The 12,107-nt window shown below is 77.5% G+C and carries 1 protein-coding gene (cut by a window edge); it reads left to right on the top strand.

Annotation, left to right across the window (positions count from 1 at the left end; all coding sequences use genetic code 11):
- Positions 1–11 precede the first annotated feature (11 nt).
- Positions 12–12,107 carry the beginning of a type I polyketide synthase gene (locus HDA31_RS19460; RefSeq protein WP_178064081.1) on the top strand. The gene runs 17,934 nt beyond the window's last position, so only the first 12,096 of its 30,030 coding nucleotides appear in the window; its start codon is at positions 12–14; the stop codon falls past the right edge of the window.

The following is a 12,107-nucleotide window of genomic DNA, read 5'->3' as shown; positions in this document are numbered from 1 at the left end:
CGGAGTAACTGATGTCCACGTCTGCAGATAAGGTCGTCGAGGCGCTTCGGGCTTCCCTCAAGGAGACCAGCCGGCTCAAGCAGCTCAACCAGCAGCTCACGGCGGCGGCCCGGGAGCCGATCGCCATCGTGGCGATGTCCTGCCGCTACCCGGGCGGGGTGTCGTCGCCCGACGAGCTGTGGGACCTGGTGGCCGCGGGCGGCGACGCCATCGGCGGCTTCCCCGCCGACCGGGGCTGGGACCTGGACAACCTGTACGACCCGGAGGCCGGCCGGGTCGGCCGCTCCACCACCCAGCAGGGCGGCTTCCTCTACGAGGCGGCCGAGTTCGACGCCGAGTTCTTCGGCATCAGCCCCCGCGAGGCCCTCGCCATGGACCCGCAGCAGCGGCTGCTGCTGGAGACGTCGTGGGAGGCGTTCGAGTCCGCCGGCATCGCCCCGTCGTCGGTGCGCGGGCAGAAGGTCGGCGTGTTCGTCGGCACCGCCGCCAACGGCTACGGCGTCGGCCAGGACGGCGGCGCGGACGGCGCCGACGAGGGCTACCTGCTCACCGGCACCGCGACCAGCGTCGTCTCCGGTCGCATCGCGTACGCGCTGGGCCTGGAGGGGCCGGCCGTCACCGTCGACACCGCCTGCTCGTCGTCGCTGGTCGCCCTGCACCTGGCCTGCCAGGCGCTGCGCTCCGGCGAGTTCGACCTGGCCCTCGCCGGCGGCGTGACCGTCATGGCCACCCCCAGCGCGTTCGTCGGGTTCTCCCGGCAGCGCGGCCTCGCCTCCGACGGGCGGTGCAAGTCGTTCGCCGCCGCCGCCGACGGCACCGGCTGGGCCGAGGGCGTCGGCCTGCTCCTCGTCGAACGGCTCTCCGACGCCCAGCGCAACGGCCACCGCGTCCTCGCCGTGGTGCGCGGCTCCGCGATCAACCAGGACGGGGCGTCCAACGGGCTCACCGCCCCCAACGGGCCGGCGCAGCAGCGGGTCATCCGGCAGGCGCTGAGCAACGCCCGGCTCGCCCCCGCCGACGTGGACGCCGTCGAGGCGCACGGCACCGGCACCACCCTCGGCGACCCGATCGAGGCGCAGGCGCTGCTGGCCACCTACGGGCGGGACCGCGACGGGCGCGACCCGCTGTGGCTCGGCTCGATCAAGTCGAACATCGGGCACAGCCAGTCCGCCGCCGGCATCGCCGGGATCATCAAGATGGTCATGGCGATGCGGCACGGCCTGCTGCCGGCCACCCTGCACGTCGACACCCCGTCGCCGCACATCGACTGGTCGGCCGGGGCCGTGTCGCTGCTCACCGAGCCCCGCCCCTGGCCCGAGGTGGACCGCCCGCGCCGGGCGGCCGTCTCGTCGTTCGGCATCTCCGGCACCAACGCCCACGTCATCCTCGAACAGGCCGACGCCGCGCCCGCCGCCAGCGCACCCGAGGACCGGCCCGGCCTCATCGCCGCGCCCGCCGCCACCACCGTGTGGGCGCTGTCCGCCCGGTCCACGGCGGCCCTGCGCGCCCAGGCCGCCCGCCTCGCCCGCTACGCCCGCGCCCGCGCCGGCCTCGACCCGGCCCGGCTCGCCTGGTCCCTCGCCGCCACCCGCTCCGAGTTCGAGCACCGGGCCGCCGTCGTCGCCGCCGACCCGGCGCAGCTCCTCGCCGGCCTCGACGCCCTCGCCGCCGGCACCCCCGCCGGGACCGTCGTCACCGGCGTGGCCGGCGAACCCGGCGAGGGACCCGTCTGGGTCTTCCCCGGCCAGGGCGCCCAGTACGTCTCGATGGCCGCCGGCCTGATCGGCGTCTGCCCCGTCTTCGACGAGGCCGTCGCCGAGTGCCAGGCCGAGTTCGACCGCTGGCTCGACGTCGACCTGGTCGCCGTCCTCACCGGCGCCGACGACTCGTGGCTGACCCGCACCGAGGTCGTCCAGCCGGCCCTGTTCGCCGTCGGCGTCGGCCTGGCCCGGGTGTGGCGGCACGCCGGCCTGACGCCCCGCGCCGTCGTCGGCCACTCCCAGGGCGAGATCGTCGCCGCGCACGTCGCCGGGGCGCTGACCCTCGCCGCCGCCGTCAAGATCCTCGCCCTGCGGGCCCGCGCCCTCGCCGGCATCGCCGGCACCGGCGGAATGGTCGCGGTCGACCTGCCCGCCGCCGAGGTCGCCGGCCGGCTCCCCGACGGGCTGAGCGTCTCCGTCGTCAACGGGCCCCACGCCACCGTCGTCTCCGGCCCGCCGCAGGCCGTCGCCGACCTCGCCGCCGCGTACGCCGCGCAGGGCGTGCGCGCCCGGCTCATCGACATCGACTACGCCTCCCACTCGCCGGCCGTGCAGCCCGTCGCCGACCGGATGCGCGCCGACCTGGCCGGCGTCGTGCCCCGCGACGCCGACGTGCGGATCCTGTCCACCGTCACCGGCACCTGGATCGACGGCGCGGCCCTCGACGCCGACTACTGGGCGGAGAACCTGCGCCGGCCGGTGCTGTTCGACACCGCCGTGCGCACCGCCGTCGAGGCCGGGCACACCGACTTCGTCGAGGTCTCCCCGCACCCGGTGCTGAGCATGTCGCTCACCGCGGTCCTCGACGACACCGGCACCGCCGGCCGGGCCCTGGCCACCCTCCGCCGCGGCGAGGACGCCGCCGCGCGGCTGCTCACCAGCCTCGCCGCCGCCCACGCCCACGGCCTCGCCGTCGACCTGCGCCGCGTCCTCGCCCCCGCCGACGTCCTGGTCGACCTGCCCACGTACGCGTTCCAGCGGCAGCGCTACTGGCCCGAGCGGACGGCCGCCGCCACCGCCGCCGGACCGGTCAGCCCCGACGTCGTCGACGTCGAGTTCTGGTCGGCCGTCGAACGCTCCGACGTGGCCGCCCTCGCCGCCCAGCTCGACGGCGCGCCCGCCGACCTGGAGGTGCTCGCCCCGGCGCTGCCCGTGCTGTCGTCCTGGCGTCGGGCCCGGTTGCAGCGGGCCGTGCTCGACGGCTGGTCGTACCGGATCGTCTGGAAGCCGGCCGGGCCGCCCGCCGGCCCGACGGTGACCGGCGACCTGCTCGTGGTCCTGCCGGGCGGCGACGCCACCGTGGCCGGCTGGGTGGACGCCCTCGAAGCCGCCGCCGACGGCCGGCGGGTGCGGCGCGTCGCCGTCGACCCCGCCGGGGCCACCCGCGAGGACCTGGCCGCCGCGCTCGCCGACCACCGGGACGCGCCCCCGGCCGGCGTGGTGTCGCTGCTCGGCCTCGCCGACGACAGGTACCCGGGCCACCCCGCCGTCCCCACCGGCCTGGTCGCCACCACCCGCCTGGTGCAGGCGCTGCGGGACGCCGACGTGGCCGCCCCGCTGTGGTGCCTCACCGTCGGCGGCGTCGGCACCGACCCGGCCGAGCCGGTGGCCAGCGCCGCCCAGCACGCCCTGTGGGGCCTCGCCCGGGTCGTCGGCCTGGAACACCCCGGCCAGTGGGGCGGCCTCGTCGACCTGCCCGCCGCGCCCGACGCCGGCTGCTGGGCCGAGGTCGCCCGCATCCTGGCCGGCGGCGGCGACGAGGACCAGTTCGCGGTCCGCCCCTATGGCACGTTCGTGCGCCGCCTCGCCCGCGCCGCCACCCGCACCACCGGCCCGGTCACGTCGTGGCAGCCGCGCGGCACCGTCCTCGTCACCGGCGGCACCGGCGCGATCGGCGCGCAGGCCGCCCGCTGGCTCGCCGCCAACGGCGCCGAGCACCTGGTGCTCACCAGCCGCCGGGGACTCGCCGCCGACGGCGCGGCCGCGCTGGCCGACGAGCTGACCGCCACCGGTGTACGGGTCACCGTCGCCGCCTGCGACATGGCCGACCGTGAGCAGGTCGCCGCCCTCGTCGCCGGCCTCGACGACGTCGCCCCGCTCACCGCCGTGCTGCACGCCGCCGGCATCACCCAGCTCACCGCCCTCGTCGACACCGACCTCGACGTCCTCGAACACGTCCTGGCCGGCAAGGTCGCCGGTGCGGCGCACCTCGACGAGCTGCTCGGCGACCGGCAGCTCGACGCGTTCGTCACGTTCGCCTCCATCTCCGGCGTGTGGGGCAGCGGCGGCCAGGGCGCGTACGCGGCCGCGAACGCGTACCTCGACGCGCTCGCCGAGCAGCGCCGCGCCCGGGGACTCGCCGCCACCTCCGTCTCCTGGGGCGCCTGGGCCGAGGGCGGCATGGCCACCACCGAGGAGGCGCAGCGGCTGCTCAGCCGGCGCGGCCTCAACCCGATGCAGCCGGCCGCCGCGCTGCTCGCCCTGCGCCGCGCCGTCGAGCACGGCGAGACCTGCCTCGTCGTCGCCGACGTCGCCTGGGAGCACTTCGCCCCCGCGTACGCGTCCGCCCGGCCCCGCCCGCTGCTCGACGACATCGCCGAGGCCCGCGACGCCCTCGCCGCCCGCCCCGCCGACGGCGGCACCGACCACGCCGCCGCCCTGCGCCGCGACCTGGCCGCCGTGACCCGCGCCGAACGCGACCGGCAGCTCACCGACCTGGTACGCGGCCACGCCGCCGCCGTCCTCGGCCACAGCGGCACCGACGCGGTCAAGCCGAAGCGGGCGTTCAAGGAGCTGGGCTTCGACTCGCTGACCGCCGTGGAGCTGCGCAACCAGCTCACCGCCGCGACCGGGCTGGCCCTGCCCACCACCCTCATCTTCGACTACCCCAACCCGGCCGCCCTCGCCGGGCACCTGGCCGCCCTGCTGCGGCTCGACGACGACGCGCCCGCCGCCGACGACCCCGCCGGCGGCACCGGCCCGGCCACCGCCGACGAGCCCATCGCCATCGTCGGCATGAGCTGCCGCTACCCGGGCGGCGTCAGCGACCCCGACGGGCTGTGGGACCTCGTCGCCACCGGCCGCGACGGCATCACCGAGTTCGCCCCCGACCGGCACTGGGACCTCGACCGGCTCCTCGCCGCCGACCCCGACGCGCCCGGCCGCTCCTACACCCGGCACGGCGGGTTCCTCGACGGGGCCACCGACTTCGACCCCGTCTTCTTCGGCATCTCCCCGCGCGAGGCCCTCGCGATGGACCCGCAGCAGCGGCTGCTGCTGGAGGCCACCTGGGAGGCGTTCGAGCAGGCCGGCGTCACCCCCGACAGCCTGCACGGCACCCCCACCGGCGTGTTCGTCGGCGCGTCCCCGTCCGGCTACGGCACCGGCGACGAGACCCCCGACCTGGACGGCTACCGGCTCACCGGCGGCGCGCACAGCGTCATCTCCGGCCGCGTCTCCTACACGTTCGGCCTGGAGGGCCCGGCCGTCACCGTCGACACGGCCTGCTCGTCGTCGCTGGTGGCGCTGCACCTGGCCGTGCAGTCGCTGCGGCAGGGCGAGTGCGACCTCGCCGTGGCCGGCGGCGTGACCGTCATGGTCACCCCCGGCGCGTTCGTCGAGTTCACCCGGCAGGGCGGCCTCGCCGCCGACGGGCGGTGCCGCTCCTTCGCCGCCGCCGCCGACGGCACCGGCTGGGGCGAGGGCGTCGGCGTGCTCCTCGTCGAACGCCTCAGCGACGCCCAGCGGCGCGGCCACCGGATCCTCGCCGTCGTGCGCGGCTCCGCCGTCAACCAGGACGGCGCGTCCAACGGGCTCACCGCCCCGAACGGGCCGTCGCAGCAGCGCGTCATCCGGCAGGCCCTCGCCAACGCCCGCCTCACCCCGGCCGACGTGGACGCCGTCGAGGCGCACGGCACCGCCACCACCCTCGGCGACCCGATCGAGGCGCAGGCACTGCTGGCCACCTACGGGCAGGACCGGCCCGCCGACCGTCCCCTGTGGCTGGGCTCCATCAAGTCGAACATCGGCCACACCCAGGCCGCCGCCGGCGTCGCCGGGGTGATCAAGATGGTGCAGGCGCTGCGGCACGGCACCCTGCCGGCGACCCTGCACGTCGACGAGCCCACCCCGCACGTCGACTGGACGGCCGGCGCGGTCGAGCTGCTCACCGAGGCCCGGCCGTGGCCGCAGGTGGACCGGCCGCGCCGCGCCGCCGTGTCGTCGTTCGGGGTCAGCGGCACCAACGCCCACGTGATCATCGAGCAGCCGCCCGCGCCGGTGGCCGACGACGCGACCGCCGGGCAGCCGCCCGGCGAGCCCGCGCAGCGGCGGGACGGCGAGGCCGCCGACCGGCCGCACGGCGACGCCGCCGGGCCGCCCGCCCCGCCGCTGGTGCCGGTGCTGCTCTCCGCCCGGGGCGAGGGCGGCCTGACCCGCCAGGCCGCCCGCTGGGCCCGCCGCTGGGCCGACCGGGCCACCGGCGGCGACCTGCCCCGGCTGGCCGACGTCGGCTGGACGTCGCTCGTCGCCCGCACCGCCCTGGAGCACCGCGCGGTGCTCCTCGCCGCCGACCACGCCGAGCTGGCCGCCGCCCTGACCTCCCTCGCCGACGGCGAGCCCACCGACGCCGTCGTCACCGGCCGCGCCGCCGACCGGGGCCCCGTCGCCCTGCTCTTCTCCGGCCAGGGCGCGCAGCGTGCCGGGATGGGTCGGGAGCTGTGCGGAGCGTTCCCGGTGTTCGCCGCCGCGTTGGACGAGGTGTGTGGTCACCTGGATCCGCTGCTGCCGCAGCCGCTGAAGTCGGTGCTGTTCGCCGATGCGGGCACCGGCGACGCCGACCTGTTGGACCAGACGGTGTTCACGCAGGCCGGGTTGTTCGCGGTCGAGGTGGCCCTGTTCCGGCTGGTCGAGTCGTTCGGGGTGGTGCCGGACTTCGTGGGCGGCCACTCGGTCGGTGAGATCACCGCCGCGCACGTGGCGGGGGTGCTGTCCCTGGCCGACGCGTGTCAGCTCGTGGCGGCGCGGGGTCGCCTGATGCAGGCGTTGCCGGCCGGCGGCGGGATGCTCGCGGTCAACGCGGCCGAGGCCGACGTGGCGGAGTCGATCGCCGGTCGCGCCGACGTCGGGATCGCGGCGGTGAACGGTCCGTCGGCCGTGGTGGTCTCGGGTGCCGTCGCGGCCCTCGACGAGATCGAGCGGGCCTGGCGGGAGCGGGACGTCCGGACGCGCCGGCTCACGGTCAGTCACGCGTTCCACAGCCCGCTGATGGAGCCGATGCTCGCCGAGTTCCGGTCGGTCCTCGACGGGCTCGGCTTCGCCGCGCCGCTGGTGCCGGTCGTGTCGAACGTGACCGGGGCGCTCGCCGACGGCGACGACCTGCGTACCGCCGACTACTGGGTGCGGCACGTCCGCGAGGCCGTCCGGTTCGCCGACGGGGTCGCCGCGCTGCGCGCCGCCGGGGCGGACACGTTCGTCGAGATCGGCCCCGGCGCGGTGCTCACCGCCCTGGTCCGCGACGCCCTGACCGGCGACGACGACCTGCTCGCCGTGCCGGCCCAGCGCCGCGACCGCGCCGAGCCCCGCGCCCTGCTCGCCGCCCTCGCCGAGCTGCACGCCGCCGGAGCACGCGTCGACTGGGCCCCGCTGCTCGCCGACGCCGCCCCGACCCGGGTCGACCTGCCGACGTACGCGTTCGCGCGGGAACGCTTCTGGCTGCGGCCCGCCGGCCGCGCCTCCGACGTCTCCGGGGCGGGCCTCGGCGCGGCCGGGCACCCGCTGCTCGCCGCCGCCGTCCGGCTGGCCGGCGAGGACGCGGCCGTGCTCACCGGCAGGCTCTCCGTCGCCGCCCAGCCGTGGCTGGCCGACCACGTGGTCGCCGGCGCGGTCGTCGTCCCCGGCACCGCCCTCGTCGAGCTGGCGCTGCGCGCCGGCGACGAGTTCGGCCCCTGCCGGGTGGCGGAGCTGACCATCGCCGCCCCGCTTGTGCTCCCCGCCCAGGGCGCGGTGCGCGTCCAGGTCCGCGTCGGCCCCTGCGACGGCGTCGGCGGGCGGGCCGTCACCGTGCACAGCCAGCCCGACCACGACCCCGACGGCGACTGGGTGCGGCACGCCGAGGGCCTGCTCACCGCCGTCGAGCCCACCGCCGACGCCGGCCTCGGCGCGTGGCCGCCCGCCGCCGCCGTCGAAGCCGACCTCGCCGGCTGGTACGACGCCCTCGCCGGCCACGGCATGACCTACGGGCCGGTGTTCCAGGGCCTGCGCCGCGCCTGGACGGCCGGTGACGACACCGTCTACGCCGAGGTGACCCTGCCCGCCGCGACCACCGACGGCAGCGCCGGCTTCGGCGTGCACCCCGCCCTGCTCGACGCGGCCCTGCACCCCACCGCCCTGCTGCCCGGCGACGGCACCACCGGCCCCAAGGCCCCGTTCGCGTTCGCGGGCGTCCAGGTGCACGCCGTCGGCGCGGACACCCTCCGCGTCCGGCTCACCCGCACCGGCACCGCCGTGCGGCTGCTCGCCGTCGACGACACCGACCGGCCCGTGGTCACCGTCGACTCCCTCGTCCTGCGCGAGATGACCGGCGGCGACCCGTCGGCGGCCACCCTCGCCGCCCGGTCGCTGTTCCGCGTCGACTGGCGGCCCGAGCCGCTCGCCCCCGCCGACGCGCCCCGCGCCGCCCTGCTCGGCCCCGCCACGCCCGCGCTGCCCGGCGTCCCCGCCCACCCGGGCGTCGCCGAGCTGGCCGCCACCGGCGACGTGCCCCCGCTGGTCCTGCTGCCCGTGCCCGCCACGCCCGCCGGCCTGCCCGCCGACGCGCTGCCCGCCGCCGTGCGGGCCGGCACCGCCGACGTGCTCGCCGCCGTCCAGGCGTGGCTCGCCGCCGACGCCCTCGCCGACACCCGCCTCGCGGTGGTCACCCGGGGCGCGGTGCGGGCCACCGACGCCGACCCCGCCGACGAGCTGACCGGCGCGGCCGTGTGGGGCCTGCTGCGCGCCGCCCAGTCCGAGCACCCCGGCCGGATCGTCCTGGCCGACATCGACCGGGACCTCGACGCGCCCGCCGTCGCGCTGCTCGCGGCCGCCGCCGACGACCCGGCCGCCGCGCAGCTCGCCGTCCGCGCCGACACGATCCTCACCCCCCGTCTGGTACGCGCCGACACCCCGCCCGCGCCCGCCCGACGTCCCCTCGGCGGCACCGTCCTCGTCACCGGCGGCACCGGCGCCCTCGGCGCGCTCCTCGCCCGTCACCTCGTCACCGACCGGGGCGTGGACTCCCTCGCGTTGGTCAGCCGGCGCGGCCCCGCCGCCGACGGGACGGCCGACCTCGCCGCCGAGCTGACCGCCCTCGGCGCGCGGGTCGACGTGCTCGCCTGCGACGTCACCGACCCCGACGCGGTGCGCGCCCTGGTCGGGCGGCTCACCGCCGACGGTGGTCGGCTGGCCGGGGTGGTGCACACGGCCGGGGTGCTCGACGACGCGGTGGTCACCGGCATCGACGCCGATCGGCTGGCCCGGGTCCTCGCGCCGAAGGTCGACGCGGCGTGGCATCTGCACGAGGCCACCGCCGGCCTCGACCTGGACCTGTTCGTGCTGTTCTCCTCCATCGCCGGGGTCCTCGGCTCCCCGGGGCAGGGCGCGTACGCCGCCGCCAACCACTTCCTCGACGCGCTCGCCGCCCACCGCCGCGCCCGGGGTCTGACCGCGCACTCCCTGGCCTGGGGCATGTGGGACACCGACGGGATGGCCGCCACCCTCAGCGCCGCCGACCGGTCCCGGGTCACCCGCTCCGGCCTCGGCCTGATCGACGGGCCCGTCGGCGTCGCCCTGTTCGACGCCGCCGTCGCCACCGACGCCGCCGCGCTCGTCCCCGCCGTCGTCGACGTGCCGGCGCTGCGCGCGGCGGCCACCGCCACCGGCGTACCGCCGATGCTGCGCGCCCTCGTCGGCACCGCGCCCGCCCGGCGGCAGGCCGGCGGCGGCGCGGCCGGCGGCTGGGCCCAGCGCCTCGCCGCGCTCGCCCCCGACGAGGCCCGCGCCCAGGTGGACGTGCTGGTGCGGGGCCTGGTCGCGCAGGTGTTGGGGCATGGTGGCGCGGAGGCGGTGCCGGCGGACCGGGCGTTCCGGGAGTTGGGTTTCGACTCGTTGACGGCGGTGGACCTGCGTAACCGGGTCAACGCGGCGACGGGGCTGCGGCTCGGCTCGACGCTGGTGTTCGACTACCCGACCCCGGCGGCCCTCGCCGCGCACATGCACGAGCAGCTCACCGGCGCGACCGCCGACCGGCCCGAGGCGGTCGCCGCCACCGGCGGCGGCGACGAGCCGATCGCGATCGTGGGCATGGCCTGCCGTTATCCGGGTGGGGTGGCCAGCCCAGACGACCTGTGGGCGCTGCTGGCCGACGGTGGGGACGGGATCTCCGAGTTCCCCGCCGACCGGGGCTGGGACCTGGAGTCCCTCTTCCACCCCGACCCCGACCACCCCGGCACCTCCTACGCCCGGCACGGTGGTTTCCTCGCCGGGGCGGCGGACTTCGACCCGGCCTTCTTCGGGATCTCGCCGCGGGAGGCCGTCGCGATGGATCCGCAGCAGCGGTTGCTGCTGGAGGCGTCGTGGGAGACGTTCGAGTCCGCCGGCCTCGACCCGGCGCGGGTACGCGGCAGCCGCACCGGCGTCTTCGCCGGCCTGATGTACCACGACTACGCCTCCCAGGTGCAGGAGCTGCCCGAGGGCCTGGAGGGCTACATCGGCACCGGCAACTCCGGCAGCGTCGTCTCCGGCCGCGTCGCCTACACGTTCGGCCTGGAGGGGCCCGCGGTCACCGTGGACACCGCGTGCTCGTCGTCGCTGGTCGCGCTGCACCTGGCCGTGCAGGCGCTGCGGTCGGGGGAGTGCGAACTGGCGCTGGCCGGTGGCGTGACGGTGATGGCCACCCCAGGGACGTTCGTGGAGTTCTCGCGGCAGCGGGGGTTGTCGGCCGACGGGCGGTGCAAGTCGTTCGCCGCGTCGGCGGACGGGACAGGTTGGTCGGAGGGTGTGGGCATGCTGCTGGTGCAGCGGCTCTCGGACGCCCGCCGCGACGGCCGGCGGATCCTCGCCGTGGTGCGGGGGACGGCGGTCAACCAGGACGGTGCGTCGAACGGCCTTACCGCGCCGAACGGGCCGTCGCAGCAGCGGGTGATCCGGCAGGCCCTCGCCAATGCCCGCCTGTCCACTGCCGACGTGGACGCGGTCGAGGCGCACGGCACGGGCACGACGCTGGGTGACCCGATCGAGGCGCAGGCGTTGTTGGCCACGTACGGGCAGGACCGGCCGGCCGGCCGGCCGCTGCTGCTCGGCTCGATCAAGTCGAACATCGGACACACCCAGGCCGCCGCCGGGGCCGCCGGCATCATCAAGATGATCATGGCGATGCGGCACGGCGTCGTCCCCCGCACCCTGCACGTCGACGAGCCGTCCCCGCACATCGACTGGACGGCCGGCGCCGTCGAACTGGCCACCGAGGCCCGGCCGTGGCCCGAGACGGGCCGCCCCCGCCGCGCCGCCATCTCCTCGTTCGGGGTCAGCGGCACCAACGCGCACGTCGTCATCGAGCAGCCCCCCGCCGACCCCCGGACCGCCGCCCGGCCCGGCGAGACGGCGGTGCGCTCCGGCGACGCGTCCGCCCACACCGGCGACGCCCACCCGGCGGTCGTGCTGCTGTCGGGCCGCACCCAGGCGGCCCTCGCCGCCCAGGCCGACCGCTGGGCCCGCTGGCTCGCCGCCGACCCGACCCCCCGCCCCGCCGATGTGGGCTGGTCGTCCGTCGTCACCCGGGCCACCCTGGAACACCGCGCCGTGCTCGCGGCGGCCGACCGCGACGAACTCCTCGCCGGGCTGCGCGCCCTCGCCACCGGCGAACCGTCCGGCACCGTCGTCACCGCCGCCGGCACCCCCACGGGCCAGCTCGCCGTCCTCTTCTCGGGTCAGGGCGCGCAGCGTGCCGGGATGGGTCGGGAGCTGTGCGGGGCGTTCCCGGTGTTCGCCGCCGCGTTGGACGAGGTGTGCGGTCACCTGGATCCGTTGCTGCCGCAGCCGCTGAAGTCGGTGTTGTTCGCGGAGGCGGGCACGCCCGAGGCGGCGTTGCTGGATCAGACGGTGTTCACGCAGGCGGGGTTGTTCGCGGTCGAGGTGGCGTTGTTCCGGCTGGTGGAGTCGTTCGGGGTGGTGCCGGACTTCGTCGGCGGGCATTCGGTCGGTGAGATCACCGCCGCGCACGTGGCCGGGGTGCTGTCCCTGGGCGATGCCTGTCAGCTCGTGGCGGCGCGGGGTCGGTTGATGCAGGCGTTGCCGGCCGGGGGCGGGATGCTC

It is taken from the genome of Micromonospora carbonacea, from assembly GCF_014205165.1.
GTDB lineage: Bacteria > Actinomycetota > Actinomycetes > Mycobacteriales > Micromonosporaceae > Micromonospora > Micromonospora carbonacea.
Note: the sequence above shows the minus strand (reverse complement) of the source record. Positions and strands in the feature narration are given on the sequence as shown.